Annotated in this window: 28 protein-coding genes and 1 pseudogene; 23 read left to right on the top strand and 6 right to left on the bottom strand. The window is 54.1% G+C overall.

From position 1 onward, the window contains the following. Positions 1 to 7 precede the first annotated feature (7 nt). Positions 8 to 559: an endonuclease SmrB gene (gene smrB, locus OGX84_RS11705; protein WP_012131437.1), complete on the bottom strand. Its 552-nt coding sequence runs from the start codon at positions 557 to 559 to the stop codon at positions 8 to 10. Between the two features lie 165 nt (positions 560 to 724). Between smrB and prmB the strand changes: the two genes are divergently transcribed. From prmB to OGX84_RS11675, 6 genes are read left to right on the top strand one after another with little or no spacing between them, the layout of a single operon-like run. Then, the gene (gene prmB, locus OGX84_RS11700; protein WP_012131438.1) at positions 725 to 1657 is read left to right on the top strand and encodes a 50S ribosomal protein L3 N(5)-glutamine methyltransferase; all 933 of its coding nucleotides are present in this window, start codon (positions 725 to 727) and stop codon (positions 1655 to 1657) included. A 38-nt stretch (positions 1658 to 1695) separates the two neighbouring features. After that, on the top strand, positions 1696 to 2781 hold the full coding sequence (gene aroC / locus OGX84_RS11695) for a chorismate synthase (RefSeq protein ID WP_012131439.1): 1086 nt from the start codon (positions 1696 to 1698) through the stop codon (positions 2779 to 2781). 3 nt (positions 2782 to 2784) lie between these two features. Next, on the top strand, positions 2785 to 3609 hold the full coding sequence (gene mepA, locus OGX84_RS11690; protein ID WP_012131440.1) for a penicillin-insensitive murein endopeptidase: 825 nt from the start codon (positions 2785 to 2787) through the stop codon (positions 3607 to 3609). Then, the gene (locus tag OGX84_RS11685) at positions 3609 to 4418 is read left to right on the top strand and encodes a sulfite exporter TauE/SafE family protein (RefSeq protein ID WP_286458020.1); all 810 of its coding nucleotides are present in this window, start codon (positions 3609 to 3611) and stop codon (positions 4416 to 4418) included. The genes mepA and OGX84_RS11685 overlap by 1 nt, the downstream gene beginning before the upstream one ends. Next, positions 4418 to 4966 (top strand): elongation factor P hydroxylase, encoded by a 549-nt coding sequence (locus tag OGX84_RS11680; protein ID WP_199971647.1) that lies wholly within the window; start codon positions 4418 to 4420, stop codon positions 4964 to 4966. Before OGX84_RS11685 ends, OGX84_RS11680 begins: the two co-directional genes overlap by 1 nt. A 32-nt stretch (positions 4967 to 4998) precedes the next feature. Further along, entirely contained in the window at positions 4999 to 5277 is a 279-nt protein-coding gene (locus OGX84_RS11675) for a YfcL family protein (RefSeq protein WP_012131443.1), read from the top strand. Positions 5278 to 5345: 68 nt separating this feature from the next. Here OGX84_RS11675 and mnmC read toward each other — a convergent pair whose 3' ends face one another. Next, positions 5346 to 7346 carry a bifunctional tRNA (5-methylaminomethyl-2-thiouridine)(34)-methyltransferase MnmC2/FAD-dependent 5-carboxymethylaminomethyl-2-thiouridine(34) oxidoreductase MnmC1 gene (gene mnmC, locus OGX84_RS11670; RefSeq protein WP_286458019.1) on the bottom strand — a complete coding sequence of 667 codons (2001 nt, stop codon included), beginning with the start codon at positions 7344 to 7346 and terminating at the stop codon, positions 5346 to 5348. A 158-nt stretch (positions 7347 to 7504) separates the two neighbouring features. On the opposite strand from mnmC, the gene fabB reads away from it, so the two are divergent. Then, positions 7505 to 8725, top strand: coding sequence for a beta-ketoacyl-ACP synthase I (gene fabB / locus OGX84_RS11665; protein WP_047462293.1), 1221 nt, complete (start codon positions 7505 to 7507; stop codon positions 8723 to 8725). A 111-nt stretch (positions 8726 to 8836) separates the two neighbouring features. Here fabB and OGX84_RS11660 read toward each other — a convergent pair whose 3' ends face one another. The 3 genes from OGX84_RS11660 to OGX84_RS11650 form a co-directional block, all read right to left on the bottom strand. After that, positions 8837 to 9367 (bottom strand): YqhG/Tai3 family protein, encoded by a 531-nt coding sequence (locus OGX84_RS11660; protein ID WP_047462296.1) that lies wholly within the window; start codon positions 9365 to 9367, stop codon positions 8837 to 8839. After that, positions 9367 to 9735, bottom strand: a complete 369-nt coding sequence (locus OGX84_RS11655) for a hypothetical protein (RefSeq protein ID WP_058667779.1) — start codon at positions 9733 to 9735, stop codon at positions 9367 to 9369. Before OGX84_RS11655 ends, OGX84_RS11660 begins: the two co-directional genes overlap by 1 nt. A 163-nt stretch (positions 9736 to 9898) precedes the next feature. Beyond that, on the bottom strand, positions 9899 to 10147 hold the full coding sequence (locus OGX84_RS11650; protein WP_286458018.1) for a helix-turn-helix domain-containing protein: 249 nt from the start codon (positions 10145 to 10147) through the stop codon (positions 9899 to 9901). 173 nt (positions 10148 to 10320) lie between these two features. On the opposite strand from OGX84_RS11650, the gene OGX84_RS11645 reads away from it, so the two are divergent. Both OGX84_RS11645 and OGX84_RS11640 read left to right on the top strand, forming a co-directional pair. Further along, positions 10321 to 10695 (top strand): MerR family transcriptional regulator, encoded by a 375-nt coding sequence (locus OGX84_RS11645; RefSeq protein ID WP_104868399.1) that lies wholly within the window; start codon positions 10321 to 10323, stop codon positions 10693 to 10695. Between the two features lie 179 nt (positions 10696 to 10874). Continuing rightward, entirely contained in the window at positions 10875 to 12053 is a 1179-nt protein-coding gene (locus OGX84_RS11640; protein WP_275165844.1) for an MFS transporter, read from the top strand. Here OGX84_RS11640 and flk read toward each other — a convergent pair. Next, a complete protein-coding gene (flk, locus tag OGX84_RS11635) occupies positions 12050 to 13051 on the bottom strand; it encodes a flagella biosynthesis regulator Flk (protein WP_115626775.1) in 1002 nt (333 codons plus the stop codon). The two genes, OGX84_RS11640 and flk, sit on opposite strands and share 4 nt — an antisense overlap. Positions 13052 to 13153: 102 nt before the next feature. On the opposite strand from flk, the gene pdxB reads away from it, so the two are divergent. The 14 genes and pseudogenes from pdxB to hisM all read left to right on the top strand — a co-directional run bounded on the left by pdxB (position 13154) and on the right by hisM (position 26771). Continuing rightward, the gene (gene pdxB, locus OGX84_RS11630) at positions 13154 to 14290 is read left to right on the top strand and encodes a 4-phosphoerythronate dehydrogenase PdxB (RefSeq protein WP_286458017.1); all 1137 of its coding nucleotides are present in this window, start codon (positions 13154 to 13156) and stop codon (positions 14288 to 14290) included. A gap of 61 nt (positions 14291 to 14351) precedes the next feature. Further along, the gene (locus tag OGX84_RS11625) at positions 14352 to 15365 is read left to right on the top strand and encodes an aspartate-semialdehyde dehydrogenase (RefSeq protein WP_012131450.1); all 1014 of its coding nucleotides are present in this window, start codon (positions 14352 to 14354) and stop codon (positions 15363 to 15365) included. Next, the gene (truA, locus tag OGX84_RS11620; protein WP_012131451.1) at positions 15365 to 16177 is read left to right on the top strand and encodes a tRNA pseudouridine(38-40) synthase TruA; all 813 of its coding nucleotides are present in this window, start codon (positions 15365 to 15367) and stop codon (positions 16175 to 16177) included. The genes OGX84_RS11625 and truA overlap by 1 nt, the downstream gene beginning before the upstream one ends. 23 nt (positions 16178 to 16200) lie before the next feature. Further along, the gene (locus tag OGX84_RS11615; protein WP_112001881.1) at positions 16201 to 16860 is read left to right on the top strand and encodes a DedA family protein; all 660 of its coding nucleotides are present in this window, start codon (positions 16201 to 16203) and stop codon (positions 16858 to 16860) included. 152 nt (positions 16861 to 17012) lie between these two features. Continuing rightward, complete coding sequence (gene accD / locus OGX84_RS11610) at positions 17013 to 17927, top strand: acetyl-CoA carboxylase, carboxyltransferase subunit beta (RefSeq protein WP_012131453.1); 915 nt, start codon at positions 17013 to 17015, stop codon at positions 17925 to 17927. A gap of 192 nt (positions 17928 to 18119) precedes the next feature. Beyond that, positions 18120 to 19388, top strand: a complete 1269-nt coding sequence (gene folC / locus OGX84_RS11605; protein ID WP_112001882.1) for a bifunctional tetrahydrofolate synthase/dihydrofolate synthase — start codon at positions 18120 to 18122, stop codon at positions 19386 to 19388. Next, the gene (dedD, locus tag OGX84_RS11600) at positions 19378 to 20061 is read left to right on the top strand and encodes a cell division protein DedD (protein ID WP_012131455.1); all 684 of its coding nucleotides are present in this window, start codon (positions 19378 to 19380) and stop codon (positions 20059 to 20061) included. The genes folC and dedD overlap by 11 nt, the downstream gene beginning before the upstream one ends. 314 nt (positions 20062 to 20375) lie before the next feature. After that, the gene (gene cvpA, locus OGX84_RS11595; RefSeq protein WP_012131456.1) at positions 20376 to 20864 is read left to right on the top strand and encodes a colicin V production protein; all 489 of its coding nucleotides are present in this window, start codon (positions 20376 to 20378) and stop codon (positions 20862 to 20864) included. A 35-nt stretch (positions 20865 to 20899) separates the two neighbouring features. Then, a complete protein-coding gene (gene purF / locus OGX84_RS11590; protein WP_012131457.1) occupies positions 20900 to 22417 on the top strand; it encodes an amidophosphoribosyltransferase in 1518 nt (505 codons plus the stop codon). 91 nt (positions 22418 to 22508) lie between these two features. Then, a pseudogene (locus OGX84_RS11585) lies at positions 22509 to 23084 on the top strand (UbiX family flavin prenyltransferase); the annotation flags it as partial. Between the two features lie 288 nt (positions 23085 to 23372). After that, a complete protein-coding gene (argT, locus tag OGX84_RS11580; RefSeq protein WP_012131460.1) occupies positions 23373 to 24155 on the top strand; it encodes a lysine/arginine/ornithine ABC transporter substrate-binding protein ArgT in 783 nt (260 codons plus the stop codon). Positions 24156 to 24403: 248 nt separating this feature from the next. After that, complete coding sequence (gene hisJ, locus OGX84_RS11575) at positions 24404 to 25186, top strand: histidine ABC transporter substrate-binding protein HisJ (RefSeq protein ID WP_012131461.1); 783 nt, start codon at positions 24404 to 24406, stop codon at positions 25184 to 25186. A 185-nt stretch (positions 25187 to 25371) separates the two neighbouring features. Continuing rightward, positions 25372 to 26058, top strand: coding sequence for a histidine ABC transporter permease HisQ (locus tag OGX84_RS11570; RefSeq protein ID WP_012131462.1), 687 nt, complete (start codon positions 25372 to 25374; stop codon positions 26056 to 26058). Continuing rightward, positions 26055 to 26771 carry a histidine ABC transporter permease HisM gene (gene hisM / locus OGX84_RS11565; RefSeq protein WP_012131463.1) on the top strand — a complete coding sequence of 239 codons (717 nt, stop codon included), beginning with the start codon at positions 26055 to 26057 and terminating at the stop codon, positions 26769 to 26771. Before OGX84_RS11570 ends, hisM begins: the two co-directional genes overlap by 4 nt. The last annotated feature ends 6 nt before the right edge of the window (positions 26772 to 26777 follow it).

The following is a 26777-nucleotide window of genomic DNA, read 5'->3' as shown; positions in this document are numbered from 1 at the left end:
GGCATTGTCAGGGAAGCTCCGGCGGCAACCACTCTTCTACTTCAATCAATACCAACAGCGCAGCGTCCCCGCCGTACTCTTTTGGCGCCTGATGGAAGGCCATAACGTGCGGATGTTGCGCCAGCCATAACGGCGTTTGTTGCTTAAGAATATGCTTTCCGTGGCCGTGCATCACACAGGCGCAAAAGACATGCTCGCGGCGACAGGCGGCAATCAGCGCCCCCAGCTCTTGTTTGGCCTGTTGTTGCGTCAGACCGTGCAAATCCAGGAACAACTCCGGCGAATAGTCGCCCCGACGCATTTTCTTCAGCTCGAAATGGCTGACGTCGGCACGTACATATTTCACCGGGCCGTCGGTATTCAATAACGGTTGAAATTCATCGGAGAAATAGTGGCTGGCATCAGCCTGCTCCTGTATCAGACGTTTGACCGGGACTTCTGTGATTTTTTTACGTTGCGGCCGGTGGACAATGGTGTCCTGCTTAATCTGGCGGGTGCCGGTCATTAACTGCCGGAACAACGCCTGGTCCTCCTCGCTGAGCGATGTTTTCTTTTTCATTCGAACGTCTCATCTTTTATTTTGCGTTAGTTTACCCGACTCAGGGGACATTCGTTCAGCCAAAACGCAATTTTCACGCTCTGGCGCCGCGTGAGTGCTGATTTATCGCCGTCTTCGTGGCAAACTAGCCGCCGAATTTAATGCGAGCATGCCCTGGAGGAATACGTGGATAAAATTTTCGTTGATGAAGCAGTGAGTGAGCTGCATACCATTCAGGACATGTTGCGCTGGGCGGTAAGCCGGTTTAGCGCGGCGAATATCTGGTATGGTCACGGCACGGACAACCCGTGGGATGAGGCCGTACAGCTGGTGCTGCCGTCACTTTATTTGCCGCTGGATATTCCAGAAGACATGCGTACCGCGCGCCTGACGTCCAGCGAACGTCACCGCATTGTTGAACGGGTCATTCGCCGTGTCAACGAGCGTATTCCGGTGGCCTACCTGACCAATAAAGCCTGGTTCTGCGGCCATGAATTCTATGTTGATGAACGCGTATTAGTGCCGCGTTCGCCGATTGGCGAGCTGATCAATAACCGCTTCGCGGGGCTTATCAGCGAGCAGCCGCACCACATTCTGGATATGTGTACTGGCAGCGGATGTATCGCTATCGCCTGTGCTTATGCTTTCCCGGAGGCGGAAGTGGATGCCGTTGATATCTCCAGCGACGCGTTAGCCGTAACCGAACACAACATTGAAGAGCACGGTCTGCTCAACCATGTCACGCCGATTCGCTCCGATCTGTTCCGCGATCTGCCGAAAGTGCAGTATGACCTGATTGTGACGAACCCGCCGTACGTTGATGCGGAAGATATGTCCGATCTGCCGAATGAATATCGTCATGAACCCGAACTGGGCCTGGCGTCCGGCACTGACGGTTTAAAACTGACCCGCCGTATTCTGGGCAACGCGCCGGACTACTTGTCCGATGACGGTATTCTGATTTGTGAAGTCGGAAACAGCATGGTACATCTGATAGAACAATATCCCGATGTACCGTTTACCTGGCTGGAGTTCGATAACGGCGGCGACGGCGTCTTTATGCTGACGAAAGCGCAGCTCATTGCGGCTCGCGAGCATTTCAGCATCTATAAAGATTAATCAACGGTCAACAACACAACAACGATAACGGAGCCGTGATGGCAGGAAATACACTTGGACAACTCTTTCGCGTAACGACTTTTGGTGAATCACACGGGCTGGCGCTCGGTTGTATCGTTGATGGCGTTCCGCCGGGCATTCCGCTAACGGAAGCCGACCTGCAACACGATCTCGACAGACGCCGTCCGGGAACCTCGCGTTACACGACCCAGCGTCGTGAACCGGACCAGGTGAAAATTCTCTCCGGCGTCTTTGAAGGCGTGACGACGGGCACCAGCATTGGCCTGTTGATTGAAAATACCGATCAGCGTTCACAGGATTACAGCGCCATTAAGGACGTTTTCCGCCCGGGCCATGCCGACTATACCTACGAGCAGAAATACGGTCTGCGCGATTACCGTGGCGGTGGTCGTTCTTCCGCCCGTGAAACGGCGATGCGCGTCGCGGCTGGCGCGATTGCTAAAAAATATCTGGCGGAGAAACACGGCATCGTCATTCAGGGGTGTCTGACCCAGATGGGCGATATTCCGCTTGAAATCAAAGATTGGCAGCAGGTTGAACAAAACCCGTTTTTCTGTCCTGATCCAGATAAAATCGACGCGCTGGATGAACTGATGCGCGCCCTGAAGAAAGAGGGCGATTCGATTGGGGCAAAAGTGACCGTCGTGGCAAACGGCGTTCCGGCAGGGCTTGGCGAACCGGTCTTTGACCGTCTGGATGCGGACATCGCTCATGCGCTGATGAGCATCAACGCGGTAAAAGGCGTGGAGATTGGCGATGGGTTTGATGTGGTCGCGTTGCGAGGCAGCCAGAATCGCGATGAAATTACCAAAGAGGGCTTCCTGAGCAACCATGCGGGCGGTATTCTCGGCGGTATCAGCAGCGGGCAACAAATTGTTGCACATATGGCGCTGAAACCCACTTCCAGTATTACGGTGCCGGGACGTACGATTAACCGCTTTGGTGAAGAAGTCGAGATGATCACCAAAGGGCGTCACGATCCGTGCGTTGGGATCCGCGCCGTGCCGATCGCTGAGGCCATGCTGGCGATCGTGCTGATGGATCACCTTCTGCGTCAGCGCGCGCAAAATGCGGATGTAAAGACTGATATTCCACGCTGGTAATCAATGAAAAAAACGGCACTCGCGTTGCTGGCTCTTCTGGTCAGCAGCGCCAGCCTGGCGGCGACGCCCTGGCAGAAAATTACGCATCCTGTTCCCGGAAGTGCGCAATCCATCGGCGGCTTTTCGAATGGCTGCATTGTTGGGGCAGACACGCTTCCCGTGCAGTCCGAACACTATCAGGTGATGCGTACCGATCAGCGCCGCTATTTTGGTCATCCCGATCTCGTGATGTTTATTCAACGACTGAGCACTCAGGTCAGCAACCTTGGGTTTGGAACGGTGTTGATCGGCGATATGGGGATGCCTGCGGGCGGGCGGTTCAACGGCGGACATGCCAGCCACCAGACCGGGCTCGATGTCGATATTTTTCTGCAACTGCCGAAAACACGCTGGACGCAGGCGCAGCTACTGCGACCTCAGGCAATTGACCTGGTCTCCCGCGACGGCAAACATGTGGTGCCTTCGCTGTGGAAGCCGGAAATTTCCAGCCTGATCAAACTGGCGGCGGAAGATAACGACGTCACGCGTATTTTTGTTAATCCTGCCATTAAACAGCAGTTATGCCTGGATGCCGGAACCGATCGTGACTGGTTGCGTAAAGTGCGACCCTGGTTCCAGCATCGTGCGCATATGCATGTACGATTACGTTGCCCTGCCGACAGCCTGGAGTGCGAAGATCAGCCTTTGCCTCCGCCTGGCGATGGATGCGGCGCAGAACTACAAAGTTGGTTTGAACCTCCTGAACCTGGAACAACAAAGCCTGAGAAGAAGACACCGCCACCGTTGCCGCCTTCCTGCCAGGCGCTACTGGATGAGCATGTACTCTAATGGACAATTTTTTAAATCTGTTTATGGTGTCCCCGCTGTTATTGATTGTTCTTTTTTTCGTGGCAATGCTGGCTGGATTTATTGATTCGCTGGCGGGGGGAGGCGGCTTATTAACGATCCCTGCATTAATGGCGGTAGGCATGTCGCCAGCACAGGCGCTGGCGACCAATAAATTGCAGGCCTGCGGCGGCTCCCTCTCCGCGTCAATCTATTTCATTCGTCGCAAAGTGGTTAATCTTGCCGATCAGAAACTCAATATTCTGATGACGTTCATTGGCTCAATGAGCGGCGCGTTACTGGTGCAATATGTCCAGGCGAGCATTTTGCGGCAGATTTTACCGGTGCTGGTTATTTGTATTGGCCTTTACTTCCTGTTGATGCCGAAACTCGGCGAAGAGGATCGTCAGCGTCGACTTTATGGCCTGCCTTTCGCGCTGGTCGCCGGGGGCTGCGTCGGATTCTACGATGGCTTCTTCGGCCCGGCTGCCGGATCGTTTTACGCGCTGGCGTTTGTGACGCTGTGCGGGTACAACCTGGCGAAATCCACCGCCCATGCCAAAGTGTTGAATGCCACCTCGAATATTGGCGGCCTGTTGCTGTTTGCCATTGGCGGTAAAGTCATTTGGGCGACAGGTTTCGTGATGCTGATTGGCCAGTTTCTGGGCGCTCGTATGGGCTCGCGACTGGTGTTAAGCAAAGGACAGAAGCTCATTCGCCCGATGATTGTCATCGTCTCTGCGGTGATGAGCGCCAAACTACTTTATGATAACCACGGACAGGAGATTCTCCACTTGCTGGGGATGAACTAATGAACAGTACGCATCATTACCAACAGCTAATTGATATTTTTAACGGCTGCTTTGCCGACGATTTTAATACCCGTCTGATTAAAGGCGATGACGAACCAGTCTATCTTCCTGCTGATGTGGACGTGCCGTACCACCGGATTGTTTTTGCGCACGGCTTTTACGCCAGCGCGCTGCATGAGATTTCGCACTGGTGTATTGCCGGAAAGGCGCGTCGCGAGCTGGTGGATTTTGGTTACTGGTATTGCCCGGATGGGCGTGATGCGCAAACCCAAAGCCAGTTTGAAGACGTGGAAGTGAAACCGCAGGCCTTTGACTGGTTGTTTTGCGTGGCGGCGGGTTATCCGTTTAACGTCAGTTGCGACAACCTGGAAGGGGACTTCGAACCGGATCGCGTGGTATTTCAGCGCCGGGTTCATGCCCAGGTGATGGAGTACCTGGAAAAAGGCATTCCTGAACGCCCGGCCCGGTTTATTAAAGCGTTACAGAATTATTATCACACGCCTGACATTACGGCGGAACAGTTCCCGTGGCCGGAAGCGCTCAACTGAGGCCGACGCCACGTTTACAATGAGGAAAGAAGATGATCGCGGAGTTTGAATCACGCATTCTGGCATTAATCGACGATATGGTAGAGCACGCAAGCGATGACGAGCTGTTTGCCAGCGGATATCTGCGTGGCCACCTGACGTTAGCAGTTGCAGAACTGGAAGGCGGTGATGACCATTCCGCAGAAGCGGTGTATGCCAACGTCACCAGCAGCCTGGAAAAAGCGATTGGCGCAGGCGAGTTGTCGCCGCGTGACCAGGCGTTAGTAAAAGAGATGTGGGATAACCTGTTCCAGAAGGCCATTAACGCGTAGGCCGGATGCGTCGCCATCCGGCATTTTCACCTTGCCGGGTGGCGTTAACGTTCATCCAACGGATGGACTTATTTCACCGCTTTTCCCTTCAATAACTTCCGTACCCACAGACGATTCGGGTTTAACGCCGCCAGCGTGTCAGCATCCATCGGAATGGGCTCTTCACTCATTTGCGCCGCGAGAATTTCCGCACAGAGCGGGGCTGAACACAACCCGCGCGATCCGAGCGCTCCCAGCATAAACAAATCAGGATAAACCGGCGCGCGTTCGGCGGCGTCTTTCTGTCTGGCAAGAGCGGCGTATTGTGCGAGCGTTGCATCATAGTCCGGCACATTTCCGACCATCGGCAGATGATCGCGCGTGGCGCAGCGTACGCCACAGCGCGCCGCTTTTTCGCTGACATCAACCTCTTTTGCCCATGCGGCATCCGGGAAGCAGTCGATCAAGCGCTGGCGATTCTGCTGCTGATCGTCTTCACGATAGGCAGTTTCCTCACTGCCGCGATGGTAACTGGCGCCAATGCAGTGCTGATGAGTGGCAGGGTTTTGCGGCGTTAGGTATCCGTCGTAGCACAGCACCTGGCGTAATGCGGAAAGCGCAGGCGTCGTCGGGATATGGCTCACCTGACCAGCCACCGAATAGACCGGTAACGGAAGCGTCTGGTCAACGTGGTTAATCTGATGCCCGTTTGCCAGCACGACCACCTCATGTTCAACTGCCTTACCCTCTGCAAACTGCAACTGCCAGCCTGTGGCCTGGCGCGAAAGGGCGGTGAGCGTGTGTGTATAATGCCTCCGCAGCCCTTGTGTGGCCGCCAGCGCCAGCACCGCAGCGGTTAATTGTGCGGGGCACAGCCAGCCGCCAGCCGGATACGTTATTCCGCGACAGTGTGTCGCCACGCCTGTTTCCTGCTGCGCCTGGTCTGGATCTACAGCCACTGCGAGCGCATCGGGCAACGCCAGCGACAGCATCTGATCGATTTTGTGCTGGCTCTTTTCGTCCCAGCCCAGTTGCGTGACGCCGCACCAGTCATGGTCGAAAGTCACCGGCAACGCGTCATACAGACGCCGCGCGAACGTAAACGCGCTCGGGAAAAAGAGGTTAATCGCCGCATCGTGTTTGCTGAGCAGGGGATAAAGCGCCCCCTGGCGATTGCCGGATGCGCCTTGCGCGGGCTGCTCATCTGAGCAATAGAGCGTTACCTGCCAGCCGCGGCGCAGAAGCGCCAGCGACAGCAGCGCGCTGGCGATGCCGCCGCCGATGATTGCGACATCTCGTTTGGCGCTGCCGCTGCGGGTGAACCACGGCGTCGGAGAGGGGAACGTCAGCGCGTGCGCCATGACGCCGCAAAGCATTTCACGCTTGCGGCCAAAACCTTTGCGTTTTTGCATCGTGAACCCTGCCTCCTGCAACCCCCGGCGCACGAATCCCGCAGAGGTAAACGTCGCCAGCGTTCCGCCGGGGCGAGCCAGTCGCGCCATGGTGGAAAACAGATTCTGCGTCCACATGTCAGGGTTTTTCGCGGGGGCAAAACCATCCAGAAACCAGGCGTCCACTTTCTGGTTCAGGGATTCATCCAGTTTCCCCGTCAGCTCATTAATATCGCCGAACCAGAGATCCAGCGTCACGCGACCGTCATCAAGAATCAGACGATGGCACCCGGCCAGCGGCAGCGGCCACTGCGCGTGTAGCTGCTGTGCCCAGGGGGCAAGCTCTGGCCAGTGTTGATGGGCTAAAGCGAGGTCGGCCTGCGTCAGGGGAAATTTTTCAAAACTGATAAAATGTAATCTTTGTAGCGTAGCCTCAGGGTGAGCGTCGCGAAACTGCGAGAATGCCTGCCAGAGCGTCAGGAAGTTAAGGCCAGTGCCGAAACCGCTCTCCGCCACCACGAATAATGGGCGAGGGTGCAGCGGAAAACGCTCCTCAAGCTGATTGCCGCCGAGAAAAACATAACGCGTCTCTTCCAGCCCATTATCATTGGAAAAGTAGACGTCATCGAAATCTCGGGAAACAGGTGTACCCTCAGCGTTGAATTCAAGGTTGGCAGGTTGTATAGCGTATTGTTTCACGTAAGTTACTCGTCTGACAGGCAGTGTCACGATCTTAGCGATGTGCGCCTGGAGGCGCAAATTTCCATATTAATTGGCTGATCGGACTTGTTCGGCGTACAAGTGTACGCTATTGTGCGAGTCGAATCTTAAAATAGTGCGACTTACAGAGGTATTGAATGAAACGTGCAGTGATTACTGGCCTGGGCATCGTTTCCAGCATCGGTAATAACCAGCAGGAAGTCCTGGCATCTCTGCGTGAAGGACGTTCAGGGATCACTTTCTCTCAGGAGCTGAAGGACTCCGGCATGCGTAGCCATGTTTGGGGTAACGTCAAACTGGATACCACTGGCCTCATTGACCGCAAAGTAGTGCGCTTTATGAGCGACGCATCCATCTATGCTTACCTTTCTATGGAGCAGGCGATTGCTGATGCTGGTCTCTCTGTAGAAACTTACCAGAATAACCCGCGCGTTGGCCTGATTGCAGGTTCCGGCGGCGGCTCCCCGAAATTCCAGGTCTTTGGCGCAGATGCCATGCGTAGCCCGCGTGGTCTGAAAGCCGTTGGCCCGTATGTAGTGACCAAAGCGATGGCCTCCGGCGTTTCTGCCTGCCTCGCTACGCCGTTTAAAATCCACGGCGTGAACTACTCCATCAGCTCTGCTTGCGCGACCTCTGCACACTGCATCGGCAACGCGGTTGAACAGATTCAACTGGGCAAACAGGACATCGTCTTTGCCGGCGGCGGCGAAGAGCTGTGCTGGGAAATGGCGTGTGAATTCGACGCGATGGGCGCACTGTCCACCAAATACAACGACGATCCGTCTAAAGCTTCCCGTACCTATGATGCGAACCGTGATGGTTTCGTTATCGCGGGCGGCGGCGGTATGGTTGTGGTTGAAGAACTGGAACATGCTCTGGCGCGCGGCGCGCACATCTATGCGGAAATCGTCGGTTATGGCGCAACGTCCGATGGCGCTGACATGGTTGCACCGTCAGGCGAAGGCGCAGTGCGCTGCATGCAGATGGCGATGCACGGCGTTGACACTCCGATTGACTACCTGAACTCCCACGGTACTTCTACGCCGGTAGGCGACGTGAAAGAGCTGGGCGCAATTCGTGAAGTCTTTGGCGATAAGAGCCCGGCTATCTCCGCGACCAAAGCGATGACCGGTCACTCTCTGGGTGCGGCTGGCGTGCAGGAAGCTATCTATTCGCTGCTGATGCTGGAACACGGCTTTATCGCGCCGAGCATCAACATTGAAGAGATGGACGAGCAAGCGGCAGGTCTGAACATCGTAACCGAAGCCACCGATCGCGAACTGACGACCGTCATGTCCAACAGCTTCGGCTTTGGCGGCACCAACGCGACGCTGGTTATGCGTAAGCTGAAAGCGTAAATCTGAAGACGTTGGGTGGATAAGGCGTTTACGCCGCTATCCGACATCAACGTTTGCCTGATGGCGCTTCGCTTATCAGGCCTACAGGGGAGCCGATAATGGCTCCTTTTTTTATTGCTTGTTTTCGTATTCCTGCGCGACTTTTGCCGACCACGCCCTGGCGCGGGCAATAGCGCCTGCATCGTAGATCGGGTGTTCAAACTGGTGGGTAAGATCGCGTACCCGATAAATTTTCCATTGGCCATTTTCCCGGCGAGTATACACCATTAAATGGATAAGGCGGGTATCGGAATCGCCAAGCCATACATCCACTTTTTCACCTCCCAAAAAAGCACTGGCTGTTCCTGCGTGGAATTTAGCGATCCATTCCGGCGCGTAGTCCTGCACGTACATAAAGTAGTCTGACGCCACGATTTCCTGCTCATAATAATCGTCAATTTTCTTTAATCTGCGAATAATTTCAGTTGAAACATATTTTTCATAAATAGGATTGGTGTAATTGATAAGGCTCTTATCGTTATCGCTGGCGTATATTGCCATGTACTGGGGGTAGAATTGACTCACCATGTTACGACTACTTGTATCATTGTGAACATTACATGCGGATAACAGTAAAAGGATTAATGGGAGAATAAATCGCATTAGTTCCTCCTGTATATCGTATATTGTGGTTTTGCTGCTCTGTAACCAGGACCTGCCCACATATCACGTTGTTTGAAATCGGAATACCAGTCTTGTCCATCAAATATAGCCATATGACCGCTTGGGTTTCCTCCCTCATACGGTTGCAAAATGACAACATCACCTGCTCGCGGGGACTCATAAGGAGAGACGGGTCTGAAACCCGCGTGCATTAAAAGAGAACCATAATCTTTGGCGTGCCCAGTGTTCCCTATATCTATGCCTCCGGCACGGATTGCCTTTCGTGTATATTCAGCACATTTTTTGATTGAGTGTGTATGAGCGTGATGCTTTGCATAGTTTGTTGCTGTTCTTATATCCCAGACCATATTATATCCTTTGGGTGTTATTACGTGAGCCGTTAATTAATTATCACTGTAATAATGGGCTATATAGGTAATATGTGCTATAAAAAAGTATTATAAATAATGTGATTGTATTTAATATGCCAAATAATATTGACCTGAAAAATACTTCTGGATTTATAGTGTTTTATTCTTCTGAACGCTGATGTGGTTCCTCATGACCAGAAATGTAGCGCGAAGGCCAAATCACATCTGGTGTGGTCTCCAGCGCCACCGCAATGATCAACTCTGCTCTGGGCCAATGGCGGGTAAATACATTGCGTAACGAGTCGGGATATAATCCAGCTGCTCGTGAAAGATCTCTGAGCGTAATTCCTCTTTTTTCCAGTGCACTTTTAATATCTGCACGATGCCAGTCTTGGCTTTTGTGTTCCATTCTGTAATCCTAAGAAGATGTGTTATCGGCGCCGATATTTTTCAGGTTATAAATTAGCGCGACAAAAAGAACGTTACTTTCTTTTTCATTATAAGAATATTGCCAGAATAAACCTGAAATTTCGCGAAAAAGAAAAAATATTTTTATTTCATCAGGGAAAAGGAAAGAAACTGATGGCAAAAGAGTGGTTCACGGTTAAGGAGTGTCTTGCATTACCGGGGTTTCCTGGAAGTGTGCCTGCGGTTCGTGAACGTTTGAATAAGTACAGTGAGGGGAAAGAGAGTGTCAAACGTAAGCGTGCTAAATCGAAAGCTGAGGAGTACCATATTTCTGTTTTTCCTCTCTACCTCCGTCCTTATTTGAACGAAAATGAGGCAGTGCTAACGCTGGAGAATGCCTTCGACCAGGAAGTGGAACCCAAAGAGATCTGGGATATGATATTCAGGCTACTGACGCCGGGGCAACGTATACAGGTGACTGGGCTGTTCAGGACAAAGGGAATCGATGCCGTCTTTCCCTTTCTGTTCGATGACAAGTCTTCGTTTTGATACAACTTCCTGAGACTTCAAGGTTGACAAGTTTAGCGACTCACAGGCAGACTTCACGCTCAACATTATCCCCATGATAATGCGTAAGCGTTTAACGTTATCCAACGCACCTTAATCCTGATGGTCAGGTGGAGGGGGCGTGGCATTTCCTCGCCTTACTCTGCATTCTGGAGTAACGCATGACAGCTGTATCCCAAAAAGAAAAAACACCTTCTGCGAATTTTTCGCTTTTTCGTATCGCTTTTGCGGTTTTTCTGACCTATATGACGGTCGGTTTACCGTTACCTGTAATCCCTCTTTTTGTTCACCATGAGCTGGGCTATGGCAACACGATGGTCGGCATCGCGGTGGGCATTCAATTCCTTGCAACGGTATTGACCCGTGGTTACGCCGGGCGACTGGCCGATCAATATGGCGCCAAACGTTCCGCGCTACAGGGGATGTTGGCCTGCGCGCTGGCGGGGGGCGCGTGGCTGTTGGCGGCGTTGTTACCTGTTTCTGTACCTGTAAAATTCGCGTTGCTGATCGTCGGGCGACTGATCCTGGGTTTTGGCGAAAGCCAGCTACTGACCGGAACCCTGACCTGGGGGATGGGGCTGGTTGGGCCTTCGTGCTCCGGTAAAGTGATGTCGTGGAATGGCATGGCGATTTACGGCGCGCTGGCTGCCGGTGCGCCGCTTGGTTTACTGATTCACAGCCATTACGGTTTTGCGGCGCTGGCAGGAACAACAATGGCGCTGCCGTTGCTGGCCTGGGCATTTAATGGCACCGTGCGTAAAGTACCTGCGCACGCGGGCGAACGTCCGTCGCTGTGGAGCGTCGTCGGCCTCATCTGGAAGCCGGGCCTGGGGCTGGCGCTACAGGGGGTTGGCTTCGCCGTTATCGGCACCTTCATTTCACTCTATTTCGCCAGTAAAGGCTGGGCGATGGCCGGTTTTACGTTGACCGCGTTTGGCGGCGCTTTCGTGCTGATGCGCGTGTTGTTTGGCTGGATGCCGGATCGCTTTGGCGGTGTGAAGGTGGCGGTTGCGTCCCTGTTGGTCGAAACGGCAGGGCTGGTGCTGCTTTGGCTGGCGCCTGTGGCCTGGATTGCGCTATTGGGCGCGGCGTTAACCGGGGCAGGGTGCTCGCTCATCTTCCCGGCGCTGGGCGTTGAAGTGGTGAAGCGCGTACCTTCTCAGGTACGCGGTACGGCACTTGGCGGCTATGCCGCGTTTCAGGACATCTCCTACGGCATTACCGGCCCTCTGGCCGGGCTGTTAGCCACCTCGTGCGGCTACTCTTCCGTGTTTCTCGCCGGGGCGATTTCTGCCGTCGTGGGGATTGTGGTAACGCTGCTGTCGTTTCGCCGGGGTTAAGACACCAGCCAGAACAGAATGAAGGCAACCGCCAGTGCGATAAAGATCAGCCCCGGTCGCGCCGTTACGGATTTGATGGTTTCAATCATCGGGGCGAACGGGCTGTATATCGGCTGAATGTGATGCGGCTCGGTTAACTCTCTTTCGCGCGCAACGCGGCGCAGGAAGACCAGGTTCAGCAGATCCTGAACCTGAGCGGTTGTCAGAATTGTATGCGGCAACGCCTGATATGTCTGCTGGGCGTAATCTCTTAACGCCGTGAATTCATTCGGCTCCAGCGGCAGTTTTAGCGCCGCCTGTAGCGTCTGTAGGGTGGGCGCGCTCTGGTTGCTGAGGGTCTGGCGCGCTTGCAGCCAGGTGACCAGGTGCGTGAACTGTTTTGCAGGGATCAGCTCGCCGCTTTTCACACCGGAAAGTTCCAGCATGGACTGCCAGATAAGTTTGCCCGATTCGCCCGTCGCGGCGGCCAGCTTCGTCACCAGTTGGTTGAGCGTATTATGCTCGGCAGGCAATAACGGTCTGTCGGTTGGCGGACGTTGTTGAGGCTGAGGAATGGAAAGTTGCCCCTGTTGCAGTAGCGTCAGCACATTCTTTAACTGCTCGGGCGTTAACTGGCTGAGCGCCGTCTGACCGTACTGTTGGCGAATAAAATCACTGACGGCCTGGCGATTGTTCCCCTGGCTCAATAATTCCGTCAACTGCGAGAGTACCTGACGATTCGCGTGGTTCTGCTGAGCGACGCTCAGGCGTTGCGTGAGATTTTGTTCTGCGGCGGGGAAGTGACGCGACAGCAACGGCGTGTCGCTTTTTACGCCCAGATCGTGTTTCATTCCGGCCCAGACTTCCGCGCTTTGCTGTTGCGTCAGTGAAATCAGACGCGTAATCAGGCGTTCCAGCACCGTGCGCTGCTGGGTGGATAGCGGCTGTTCTCCGGCAACGGAAGGCGCAGTCTGACCTTCACCGGGAGGGCGTGCGGGAGTACCGGAAATGGGTTGCATCATCACTTATCCTTAAACCATAAATCTTAGCAAAGTATGCCTGGCGGCCAGATTATGGCACACTTGCCCGGTTAACTCTCGTTCTCAAACAGGTACGCAGACGTGAAAATCCTCGTTGATGAAAATATGCCTTATGCCCGCGAATTATTTAGCCGTCTGGGCGAGGTCAAAGCGGTTCCCGGTCGCCCCATTCCCGTTGCAGAACTTGATGATGCGGATGCGTTAATGGTGCGTTCAGTCACCAAAGTGAATGAAGCGCTGCTTGGGGGGAAATCCATCAAATTTGTCGGCACCGCAACCGCCGGTACCGATCATGTGGATGAGGCGTGGCTTAAGCAGGCTGGCGTGGGGTTTTCAGCGGCGCCTGGCTGCAATGCTATCGCTGTTGTTGAATATGTCTTTTCCGTTTTACTGATGCTGGCGGAGCGTGACGGTTTTGCTTTAAGCGACCGCACCGTGGGGATTGTCGGCGTAGGTAATGTTGGCGCTCGCTTGCAGGCGAGGCTGGAAGCGTTGGGCATTCGTACTTTGCTGTGCGATCCGCCGCGTGCGGACCGGGGCGATGAAGGTGATTTCCGCTCGCTGGATGAACTGGTCCAGGAAGCGGATATTCTGACGTTCCACACGCCGTTGTATAAAGAGGGGCCTTACAAGACGCTGCACCTGGCGGATGAGGCGCTGATCGGGCGGCTGAAACCGGGGACGATTCTGATTAACGCCTGTCGCGGCCCGGTGGTGGATAATACCGCGCTGCTGGTGCGCCTGAATGCCGGGCAGTCGCTGAGCGTGGTGCTTGATGTCTGGGAAGGGGAGCCCGATCTTAACGTGGCGCTGCTGGAAAAAATTGATATCGGCACATCGCACATTGCCGGTTATACCCTGGAAGGGAAGGCGCGCGGCACCACGCAGGTCTTTGAAGCCTATAGTACGTTTATCGGACGGGCGCAAAAAGTGGCGCTGGATACGCTGCTACCCGCGCCGGAGTTTGGGCGTATTACGCTGCATGGCCCGCTGGATCAGCCGACGCTGAAAAGGCTGGCGCATTTGGTGTATGATGTGCGCCGCGATGATGCGCCACTGCGTAAAGTCGCCGGAATTCCGGGCGAGTTTGATAAGCTGCGTAAGAATTACCTTGAGCGCCGTGAATGGTCTTCCTTGTACGTGATGTGCGACGATGCCAGTGCCGCCACGCTGCTGCATAAGCTCGGTTTCAACGCCGTTCATCATCCGGCCCATTAACATTCTTTTTGTCGCTCCCTGCATAGCGCGGGGAGCTTTGCTATTTCTGGAGTAAACCACCATGTCTGAAGGCTGGAACATTGCCATCCTGGGCGCAACAGGCGCCGTAGGCGAAGCCCTGCTCGAAACGCTGGCTGAACGTCAGTTCCCGGTCGGTGAGATTTATGCGCTGGCGCGTAATGAAAGTGCGGGCGAACATCTGCGCTATAGCGGCAAGTCGGTCATTGTGCAGGATGTCGCTGATTTTGACTGGACGCAGGCGCAGCTGGCGTTTTTTGTCGCTGGCGCTGAAGCCTCTGCCGCATGGGTTGAGGAAGCCACCAATGCGGGCTGTCTGGTGATCGACAGCAGCGGCCTGTTTGCCCTGGAACCGGATGTGCCATTAGTGGTGCCGGAAGTGAACCCGTCTGTGCTGGCCGATTACCGCAACCGCAATGTGATCGCCGTAGCCAACAGCCTGACCAGCCAGTTGCTGGCCTCGCTGAAGCCGCTGATTGATGAAGGCGGTCTGTCGCGCATTAGCGTCACCAGCCTGCTTTCCGCTTCGGCACACGGGAAAAAAGCGGTGGATGCGCTGGCCGGTCAGAGCGCGAAACTGCTCAACGGTATCCCTATCGACGAAGATGATTTCTTTGGTCGTCAACTGGCGTTTAACATGCTGCCGCTCCTGCCGGACAGTGAAGGCAGCGTGCGCGAAGAGCGCCGTATCGTTGACGAAGTGCGTAAAATTTTGCAGGACGACGGGCTGATGATTTCCGCCAGTTGCATTCAGTCGCCGGTATTTTATGGCCATGCGCAAATGGTCAGTTTTGAAGCGCTGCGCCCGCTGGCGGCGGAAGAGGCGCGCGATGCCTTTTCTCGCGGCGAAGATATTGTGCTGTCTGAAGAGACTGACTTCCCGACTCAGGTGGGCGATGCGTCAGGCAATCCGCAGCTTTCTGTCGGCTGTGTGCGTAACGACTATGGCATGCCGGAGCAGGTTCAGTTCTGGTCGGTGGCCGATAACGTTCGCTTTGGCGGCGCGTTGATGGCGGTTAAAACCGCGGAAAAACTGGTGCAGGAGTACCTGTACTGATGTCAGCAGTGGAACAACCGCCAGTTTATAAAATTGCGCTGGGCATTGAGTACGACGGCAGCAAATATTATGGCTGGCAACGCCAGAACGAAGTGCGTAGCGTTCAGGAAAAGCTGGAAAAAGCGCTTTCTCAGGTTGCCAACGAACCTGTTAACGTGTTTTGCGCCGGGCGGACAGACGCTGGCGTACACGGAACGGGGCAGGTGGTGCATTTTGAAACCACCGCGTTGCGTAAAGACGCGGCGTGGACGCTGGGTGTAAATGCGAATTTACCTGGTGACATCGCGGTTCGTTGGGTTAAAGCTGTACCTGAGGATTTTCACGCCCGGTTTAGCGCAACGGCTCGCCGTTATCGCTACATCATCTACAATCATCGGTTGCGCCCGGCGATTTTAGGTCATGGGGTTACGCACTTTTATGAGCCGCTGGACGCAGAACGTATGCACCGGGCGGCGCAGTGTCTGATTGGTGAAAATGATTTTACCTCGTTTCGCGCGGTACAGTGCCAGTCACGTACGCCGTGGCGAAACGTGATGCACATTAACGTGACGCGTCACGGTGCGTATGTGGTGGTCGATATCAAAGCCAATGCCTTTGTACATCATATGGTCAGGAATATTGTCGGTAGCCTGATGGAAGTAGGCGCCCACAACCAGCCGGAGAGCTGGATAGCAGAGTTGCTGGCGGCTAAGGACAGGCGGCTTTCAGCAGCAACGGCGAAAGCGGAAGGGTTGTATCTGGTTGCGGTTGATTACCCGGAACGGTTTGACCTTCCCAAAACGCCACTGGGCCCGCTGTTTCTGGCGGACTAATTTGAGTCGTATAAGGCATCAATATGGACCTGATTTATTTTCTGATTGATTTTATCCTGCACATTGACATGCACCTGGCGGAGCTGGTCGCGGAATACGGCGTCTGGGTATATGCCATTCTGTTCCTGATCCTGTTTTGTGAAACCGGACTGGTGGTGACGCCGTTTCTGCCGGGGGATTCGTTGCTGTTTGTGGCGGGCGCGTTGGCGTCGCTGGAAACCAACGATCTCAACGTACATATTATGGTGATGTTAATGCTGATCGCCGCGATTGTCGGCGACGCGGTGAACTACACGATCGGCAGATTGTTTGGCGAACGGTTATTCAGTAACCCGAATTCAAAAATTTTCCGTCGCAGTTACCTTGATAAGACGCACCAGTTTTATGAGAAGCATGGCGGGAAAACCATTATTCTGGCCCGTTTTGTCCCGATTGTCAGAACCTTTGCGCCGTTTGTTGCGGGTATGGGACATATGTCTTATCGCCATTTTGCCGCGTATAACGTCATTGGCGCGCTTTTATGGGTGCTGCTCTTCACATATGCGGGGTATTTCTTCGGTACGATCCCTATGATTCAGGATAACCTTAAGTTACTGATTGTAGGGATTATTGTGGTGTCGATATTGCCAGGCGTGGTTGAAATCATTCGTCATAAGCGCGCTGCGTCGCGTGCCGCAAAATAGAAAGTAACTCAGCGGTTCGACCACTTTTTTATCCAAAGTTTCGGGCTGTTATGTTTTAATGTGCAACATTCATAGTCTGTTGGGGGCAAAAATGGCATTATGCGCTCCTGATAACAAAGCTGACGACTAAGGTTCAGGCAGAAAGGTCACTAATGAGCTGGATTGAACGAATTAAAAGCAACATTACTCCCACCCGCAAGGCAAGCATTCCTGAAGGGGTGTGGACCAAGTGTGATAGCTGCGGTCAGGTTTTATACCGTGCTGAGCTGGAACGTAATCTTGAGGTCTGTCCGAAGTGTGACCATCATATGCGCATGTCGGCGCGCAATCGCCTGCATAGCCTGTTAGATGAAGGAAGCCTTGTGGAACTGGGCAGCGAACTTGAGCCGAAAGATGTACTGAAGTTCCGCGACTCCAAGAAGTATAAAGATCGTCTGGCTTCCGCGCAGAAGGAAACCGGCGAGAAAGACGCGCTGGTGGTGATGAAAGGTACGCTCCACGATATGCCGATTGTCGCGGCGGCGTTTGAGTTCTCCTTTATGGGCGGTTCTATGGGGTCTGTGGTCGGCGCGCGTTTTGTCCGTGCCGTTGAGCAGGCGCTGGAAGATAACTGCCCGCTGATCTGCTTCTCCGCTTCCGGCGGCGCGCGTATGCAGGAAGCGCTGATGTCGCTGATGCAGATGGCGAAAACCTCCGCTGCACTGGCGAAAATGCAGGAGCGTGGTCTGCCGTATATCTCCGTGTTGACCGATCCGACAATGGGCGGCGTTTCCGCAAGTTTTGCGATGCTCGGCGATCTCAACATTGCAGAACCGAAAGCGTTAATCGGTTTTGCGGGCCCGCGTGTTATTGAACAAACCGTACGTGAGAAACTGCCGCCGGGATTCCAGCGCAGTGAGTTTCTGATTGAAAAAGGCGCTATCGATATGATCGTCCGCCGCCCGGAAATGCGCCTGAAACTGGCAAGCGTTCTGGCGAAGCTGATGAATCTTCCGGCGCCGAACCCGGATGCGCCGCGCGAAGGCGAGGTGGTGCCGCCGGTACCCGATCAGGAACCCGAGGCCTGATAATTTACTCTATGGATTTCGAGTTGCAGGAAGGCGGCAAGAGAGCGAATCCCGATGAGCTTGCACAGGCAAGTGATTCGGGTGAGCGAGAGCAGCCAACACACCTGCAGCTTGAAAGACGACGAGTACAAAAGGGCAGGGCCAGCTGGCGCTGCCTTTTGCTTTTCTCAACGTAACGAATTTACAGGCATCATGGACAATAAACGCATTCCCCAAGCCGCGTCGCCCCTGGCAGCGTGGCTTTCTTATCTGGAAAACCTGCACAGTAAAACTATCGATTTGGGTCTGGAACGCGTAAGCCGGGTTGCGGCGCGTCTGGGCGTGCTGAAACCCGCGCCGTTTGTCTTTACGGTGGCGGGTACTAACGGTAAAGGAACAACCTGCCGCACGCTGGAGTCTGTGCTGACGGCGGCGGGCTATAAAGTGGGCGTCTACAGTTCTCCGCATCTGGTGCGCTATACCGAGCGCGTTCGCGTACAGGGGAACGAGTTGCCGGAGTCTGCTCATACCGCCTCGTTCGCCGAGATTGAGGCCGCGCGCGAAGACATTTCTCTGACCTACTTTGAATACGGCACGCTGTCGGCGCTGTGGCTGTTTAAGCAGGCTCAGCTTGACGTGGTGATTCTGGAAGTCGGGCTGGGCGGACGTCTGGACGCGACCAATATTGTTGATGCGGATGTTGCGGTAGTGACCAGCATTGCGCTGGATCATACCGACTGGCTGGGGCCGGACCGCGAAAGTATCGGGCGTGAGAAGGCGGGGATCTTCCGGGCGGAAAAACCGGCTATCGTCGGCGAACCGGAAATGCCGTATACCATCGCCGATGTGGCGCAGGAAACCGGGGCGCAGTTACAGCGTCGCGGCGTGGACTGGCATTATGATGTGACGGGCGACGGCTGGTCGTTTACGGACGGCGAAGGTACGCTGGCGAATCTTCCGCTGCCGCAGGTGCCTCAGCCTAACGCCGCCACCGCGCTGGCGGCACTGCGCGCCAGCGGGCTGAACATCAGCGAGCAGGCGATTCGTGACGGTATTGCCCGGGCGATTTTGCCCGGTCGTTTCCAGATAGTGAGCGAATCGCCACGGGTGATTCTGGATGTCGCACATAATCCCCATGCTGCGGAATATCTGACAGAGCGCCTGAAAATGTTGCCGAAAAACGGGCGTATACTTGCCGTTATCGGTATGCTACATGATAAAGATATCGCAGGGACGTTAGCCTGGCTGAAAAGCGTGGTCGACGGCTGGTATTGCGCGCCGCTGGAAGGGCCGCGCGGCGCGACGGCGGAGCAATTGCTGGAACATCTGGGCAAAGGCACTGTCTATGACAGTGTCGCGCTGGCGTGGCATGCAGCGCTGGCAGAGGCGAAACCAGAAGATACCGTGCTGGTGTGTGGATCATTTCACACGGTTGCACATGTCATGGAAGTGATGGACGCGGGGAGAAGCGGTGGCGAGTAAGTTTCAGAATCGTTTAGTTGGCACAATCGTGCTGGTCGCTCTCGGGGTGATTGTGCTTCCCGGGTTGCTCGACGGGCAGAAAAAACACTATCAGGATGAGTTTGCGGCGATCCCGCTGGTGCCAAAGCCTGGCGATCGCGATGAGCCTGATATGATGCCAGCCGCAACACAGGCGTTACCGACCCAGCCGCCTGAAGGCGCTGCTGAGGAGGTGCGTGCCGGAGATGCGGCAGCGCCGTCTCTGGACCCTTCCCGTTTTGCTGCGGAAAACAACGCCAGTTTCGATCCTGTCCCCGCACCTGTTGAGCCACCGAAGCCGAAACCGGTTGAAAAACCGAAGCCACAGCCGAAGCCGCAGCAACCGGTAGCGGCAACGCCGACACCGGCGCCTGAGCCGAAACCTGCTGCTGAAGAAAAACCCGCGCCAACGGGTAAAGCGTACGTTGTGCAGTTGGGGGCATTGAAAAATGCCGATAAGGTCAATGAGATAGTGGGTAAACTTCGTGGCGCGGGCTTCCGGGTATATACTTCTCCGTCAACGCCGGTACAGGGTAAAATAACCCGTATCCTCGTCGGGCCTGACGCCTCAAGAGACAAGCTGAAAAATTCTCTTGGCGAGTTACAGCAGATCTCCGGTTTGAGTGGCGTGGTGATGGGTTACAGCCCGAACTAAGCCACCGCTGCCTGATGGCGACGCTGCGCGTCTTATCAGGCCTACGATGTACTGTTTTCCAGGCCGGATAAGGTGCTTGCCCGCCATCCGCGCGGAGTTCAGCCAGGCCTACGGTGTACTGTTTTGTAGGCCGGATAAGGTGCTTGCACCGCCATCCGGCAATGCCCGAAGAGGCAAAAAGTTTGATGGCGTTGAATATTTTTTCAGCGCCATTTTTATTTACGCACGGGAAGGAAATCCCTACGCAAACGTTTTCTTTTTCTGTTAGAATGCGCCCCGAACAGGACGACAGGGCGTAAAATCGTGGGACACATATGGTCTGGATTGATTACGCCATTATCGCGGTGATTGGTTTTTCCTGTCTGGTTAGCCTGATCCGTGGCTTTGTTCGTGAAGCGTTATCGTTGGTGACATGGGGTTGTGCTTTCTTTGTCGCCAGCCATTACTACACTTACCTGTCTGTCTGGTTTACGGGCTTTGAAGACGAACTGGTTCGAAATGGGATTGCTATCGCGATACTGTTTATCGCGACGCTTATCGTCGGCGCTATCGTGAACTTTGTGATAGGTCAGCTGGTGGAGAAAACCGGCCTGTCGGGTACTGACAGGGTGTTGGGGATCTGTTTTGGCGCGCTGCGAGGAGCGTTAATCGTCGCCGCCATTCTGTTCTTTCTCGATACGTTTACCGGCCTGTCGAAAAGCGAAGACTGGAGCAAGTCGCAGCTTATCCCGCAGTTCAGTTTCATCATCAGATGGTTCTTTGACTATCTGCAAAGCTCGTCAAGTTTCTTGCCCAGAACGTAACGGTTCTGAGATGTGGCTTAACGAGGAAAAGACGTATGTGCGGTATTGTCGGTATCGCCGGTGTTATGCCGGTAAACCAGTCGATTTATGACGCGTTAACGGTGCTCCAGCATCGTGGTCAGGATGCCGCTGGCATCATCACCATTGATGCCAACAACTGCTTCCGCTTGCGTAAGGCAAACGGACTGGTGAGCGATGTTTTTGAAGCTCGCCATATGCAGCGTATGCAGGGCAATATGGGCATCGGGCATGTGCGTTACCCAACGGCTGGCAGCTCCAGCGCCTCCGAAGCTCAACCTTTTTACGTCAACTCGCCGTATGGCATCACGCTTGCTCATAACGGCAACCTGACCAACGCGCATGAGCTGCGTAAAAAGCTGTTTGAAGAAAAACGTCGTCACATCAACACCACGTCAGATTCTGAAATCCTGCTCAATATTTTTGCCAGCGAGCTGGATAACTTCCGTCATTACCCGCTGGAAGCCGATAACATCTTTGCCGCCATTGCCGCGACCAACCGCCAGATTCGCGGCGCGTATGCTTGCGTGGCGATGATTATCGGGCACGGTATGGTGGCTTTCCGCGATCCGAACGGCATCCGCCCGCTGGTGCTGGGCAAGCGCGACATTGGCGATGGTCGCACTGAATATATGGTTGCGTCCGAAAGCGTGGCGCTTGATACGCTGGGCTTCGAATTCCTGCGCGATGTGGCGCCGGGCGAAGCGGTGTATATCACCGAAAAAGGCCAGTTGTTTACCCGCCAGTGCGCGGATAACCCGGTCAGCAATCCGTGCCTGTTCGAATACGTCTACTTTGCGCGCCCGGACTCGTTCATCGACAAAATTTCCGTCTACAGCGCCCGCGTGAATATGGGGACGAAGCTGGGCGAAAAAATTGCCCGTGAATGGGAAGATCTGGATATCGACGTGGTGATCCCGATTCCAGAAACTTCCTGCGATATCGCGCTGGAAATCGCCCGCATTCTGGGTAAACCGTACCGCCAGGGCTTTGTGAAAAACCGCTACGTTGGCCGGACGTTTATCATGCCGGGCCAGCAGTTGCGCCGTAAGTCCGTGCGTCGCAAGCTGAACGCCAACCGCGCTGAATTCCGCGATAAGAACGTCCTGCTGGTGGATGACTCCATCGTGCGCGGCACCACCTCTGAACAGATTATTGAGATGGCCCGTGAAGCAGGCGCGAAGAAGGTCTATCTGGCTTCTGCTGCGCCGGAAATTCGCTTCCCGAACGTTTACGGTATTGATATGCCAACGGCAAATGAGCTGATTGCTCACGGTCGTGAAGTGGATGAAATTCGCCAGATCATCGGCGCTGATGGGCTTATCTTCCAGGATCTGGACGATCTGATTGAAGCTGTTCGCGCTGAGAACCCGGATATTCAGCAGTTTGAATGTTCGGTCTTTAACGGCGTGTATGTCACGAAAGACGTTGACCAGCAGTATCTCGATTATCTGGATTCCCTGCGTAACGACGATGTCAAAGCGATGCAGCGTCAGAACGAAGTGGAAAACCTGGAAATGCATAACGAAGGTTAATCTCTCCTCCCGGCAAGGGCGCGCAATCCGCGCCCTTGCTTGCAACGCCCCGTAAAATCCTGCAAAGTCAGCCCAGACGCAAGAAAGGGCAAAAATCATGAAACGACTCATTGTAGGGATTAGCGGCGCCAGCGGCGCGATTTATGGCGTGCGCTTGTTGCAGGTTCTGCGTGACGTGGCGGATGTGGAGACCCACCTGGTGATGAGTCCGGCTGCGCGTCAGACGCTTGCGCTGGAAACCGAATTTTCCTTGCGGGAGGTGCAGGCTCTGGCCGATGTCACCCATGATGCGCGCGATATTGCCGCCAGTATCTCTTCTGGCTCCTTTAAGACGGCGGGGATGGTGATTTTACCGTGCTCGATCAAAACGCTCTCCGGTATTGTACACAGCTATACTGACGGACTTCTCACCCGTGCGGCGGATGTTGTCCTGAAAGAGCGCCGCCCGCTGGTGTTGTGCGTGCGGGAAACGCCGCTGCATTTAGGACACCTGCGCCTCATGACTCAGGCGGCTGAAATTGGCGCCGTTATTATGCCACCGGTTCCCGCGTTTTATCATTGCCCGCAAACGCTGGATGATGTGATTAATCAGACGGTTAATCGAGTTCTGGATCAGTTTGATATCACGTTGCCGCACGATCTTTTCACCCGTTGGCAGGGCGCATAACGCTGCCCGTTCACAGTGCGTTTTTGCACAAATTGCCCTGTTTCAGGGCAATTTTGTAACCGCGATCATATCCTCAACATTTAATTCGCTAAAAGCGACCGAAACGCTGCGGTTCAACCGTCATACCTGCTATCTTCAACATCAGGACAATATTGCAACGTTTTATTAACATATTTAACGTCAAATAGGGACGCCGACGTGAAAATGGCATAAGACCTGCATGAAAAAGTCTGCAAACACACAACACAATGCAAAACATAATAAAATTACGCCACTTGAGGGTTATGTATGAAGAAGACAGTTCTCGCTTTGTCTTTGCTGGTAGGACTTTCCGCAACGGCGGCCAGCTACGCAGCGCTACCGCAGACGGTTCGTATTGGTACAGACGCGACATATGCGCCTTTCTCATCGAAAGATGCCAAAGGGGATTTTGTCGGTTTTGATATCGATCTGGGCAATGAGATGTGCAAGCGTATGCAGATCAAATGCACCTGGGTCGGCAGCGATTTTGACGCGCTGATTCCTTCCCTGAAAGCGAAGAAAATCGATGCCATCATTTCATCGCTCTCCATTACCGAGAAACGCCAGCAGGAGATTGCCTTCTCCGACAAACTGTATGCCGCCGACTCGCGCCTGATTGCCGCGAAAGGCTCATCTGTCCAGCCGACGATTGACTCGCTGAAGGGCAAGCACGTTGGCGTACTGCAAGGCTCCACTCAGGAAGCCTATGCGAATGATAACTGGCGTAGCAAAGGTGTGGATGTTGTGGCCTACGCGAACCAGGATCTCATCTATTCCGACCTGACGGCGGGCCGTCTTGATGCTGCATTGCAGGATGAAGTTGCGGCCAGCGAAGGGTTCCTCAAACAGCCTGCGGGCAAGGACTATGCGTTTGCCGGTCCTTCCGTGAAAGATAAAAAGTACTTTGGCGACGGCACCGGGGTTGGCTTGCGTAAAGACGATACCGAGCTGAAAGCGGCGTTTGATAAAGCGCTGAGCGATCTGCGTGCTGACGGCACCTACGACAAGATGGCGAAAAAGTACTTTGACTTTAACGTCTACGGCGACTGACCGGTCGCTGCGGGGGAGTGTTGCGCACCGTTTTGGTTAACCATCACGGTGCGTGATGAGAGATTTGCACCATCATGGTGCGTTTGTCGCTGTCAAAATGAGCATGAATGCATACTTAAGCGCTTTTCATGCAAAATAAACCGGCTGACAGGGTAGAATGCTTTGCCTTGTCGGCCCGATTAATGGCACGATAACTACACCTGGTCCTGTAAAGATCCCCTATAAAAGACAGTCTGTTGAGGATAGTTATGAAAAAACTGGTGTTGTCTCTTTCTCTGGTCCTGGCTTTCTCCAGTGCTACCGCAGCATTTGCAGCCATTCCGCAAAAAGTTCGTATCGGTACCGATCCGACTTATGCCCCTTTTGAATCGAAAAATGCACAGGGTGAATTGGTCGGTTTTGATATCGATCTGGCCAAAGAGCTGTGCAAACGCATTAATACACAATGTACCTTCGTGGAAAACCCGCTGGATGCGCTGATCCCGTCGTTAAAAGCGAAGAAAATCGATGCCATCATGTCCTCGCTTTCCATCACCGAAAAGCGTCAGCAGGAAATCGCGTTTACCGACAAGTTCTATGCAGCAGACTCTCGCCTGGTCGTCGCCAAAGATTCTGATATTCAGCCGACCGTTGAGTCCCTGAAAGGCAAGCGTGTTGGCGTATTGCAGGGCACCACGCAGGAAACGTTTGGTAATGAGCACTGGGCGCCGAAAGGCATTGAAATCGTCTCTTACCAGGGTCAGGACAATATCTATTCCGACCTGACGGCAGGGCGTATCGATGCCGCTTTCCAGGATGAAGTCGCAGCCAGCGAAGGCTTCCTGAAGCAGCCTGTAGGCAAAGATTACAAATTCGGCGGCCCGTCGGTGAAAGACGAGAAACTGTTCGGTGTGGGTACGGGTATGGGGCTGCGCAAAGAGGATAACGAACTGCGCGAAGCCCTGAACAAAGCATTTGCGGAAATGCGTGCTGACGGTACTTACGAGAAGCTGGCGAAAAAGTACTTTGATTTTGATGTTTACGGCGGTTAATCGCCGCTGGTGCAGATAACGCCCGCAGATTTTTGACGCGCTGATTTTATGCCTGATGGCGCTGCGCTTATCAGGCCTACAGAGATTTTGTAGGTCGGATAAGGCAAAGCCGCCATCCGGCATTTAACGGCTCGACTGAGATCAAAAGAGGCGTCTTACTCACCACACACGACAGGACAGGCAGCATGTTGTACGGGTTTTCAGGTGTTATTTTTCAGGGCGCGCTTGTCACGCTTGAGCTGGCCCTCAGCTCAGTTGTGCTGGCCGTGCTGATCGGTCTTGTCGGCGCGGGCGCGAAACTTTCGCAAAACCGGGTGACGGGACTTATTTTCGAAGGCTATACCACCCTGATTCGCGGGGTGCCGGATCTGGTTTTAATGCTGCTGATTTTCTACGGGTTGCAAATCGCGCTCAATGCGGTGACCGACGCGATGGGAATAGGGCAGATTGATATTGATCCGATGGTCGCCGGTATTATCACCCTGGGTTTTATCTATGGCGCGTACTTTACGGAAACCTTCCGTGGCGCGTTTATGGCGGTGCCAAAAGGGCATATTGAAGCGGCGACGGCATTCGGTTTCACCGGTTCGCAAATATTCCGGCGGATTATGTTCCCGGCGATGATGCGCTACGCCTTACCGGGGATTGGTAATAACTGGCAGGTTATCCTCAAAGCGACGGCGCTGGTTTCGCTGCTCGGGCTGGAAGATGTGGTCAAAGCCACGCAGCTGGCCGGCAAGAGCACCTGGGAGCCATTCTATTTCGCCGTAGTGTGCGGGCTGATTTATCTGGTATTTACAACGGTTTCCAATGGTGTGCTGCTGTTCCTCGAGCGCCGCTACTCCGTGGGTGTGAAGAGGGCTGACCTGTGATCGAGATTATTCAGGAGTACTGGAAATCCCTGCTCTGGAGCGATGGCTATCGCTTTACCGGCGTGGCCATTACGCTGTGGTTGCTGATCTCCTCGGTGGTGATGGGCGGCATTCTGGCGCTGTTTTTGGCGATTGGCCGCGTTTCCAGCAACAAATTTATCCAGTTCCCCATCTGGTTGTTTACCTATGTTTTTCGTGGTACGCCGCTGTATGTGCAACTGCTGGTGTTCTATTCCGGGATGTACACGCTGGAGATCGTAAAAGGAACCGATCTCCTCAACGCGTTTTTCCGTAGCGGTCTTAACTGTACCGTTCTGGCGTTGACGCTGAATACCTGCGCCTATACCACGGAGATTTTCGCTGGCGCCATCCGTTCAGTACCGCACGGGGAAATTGAAGCGGCGCGGGCGTATGGCTTCTCATCGTTCAAAATGTATCGCTGTATTATTTTACCTTCCGCGCTGCGTATCGCGCTGCCAGCATACAGTAACGAAGTGATCCTGATGCTGCACTCAACCGCGCTGGCGTTTACCGCGACGGTGCCGGATTTGCTGAAAATCGCCCGTGATATTAACTCGGCAACCTATCAACCGTTTACCGCATTCGGCATTGCCGCTGTGCTGTATTTGATTATTTCGTATGTCCTGATTAGCCTGTTCCGTAAAGCGGAAAAGCGCTGGCTCCAGCATGTGAAACCTTCTTCAACGCACTGAGAATAC

Source organism: Citrobacter sp. CK202 (genome assembly GCF_030333225.1).
In the GTDB taxonomy this organism is placed as follows: Bacteria; Pseudomonadota; Gammaproteobacteria; order Enterobacterales; family Enterobacteriaceae; genus Citrobacter_B; species Citrobacter_B koseri.
Note: the sequence above shows the minus strand (reverse complement) of the source record. Positions and strands in the feature narration are given on the sequence as shown.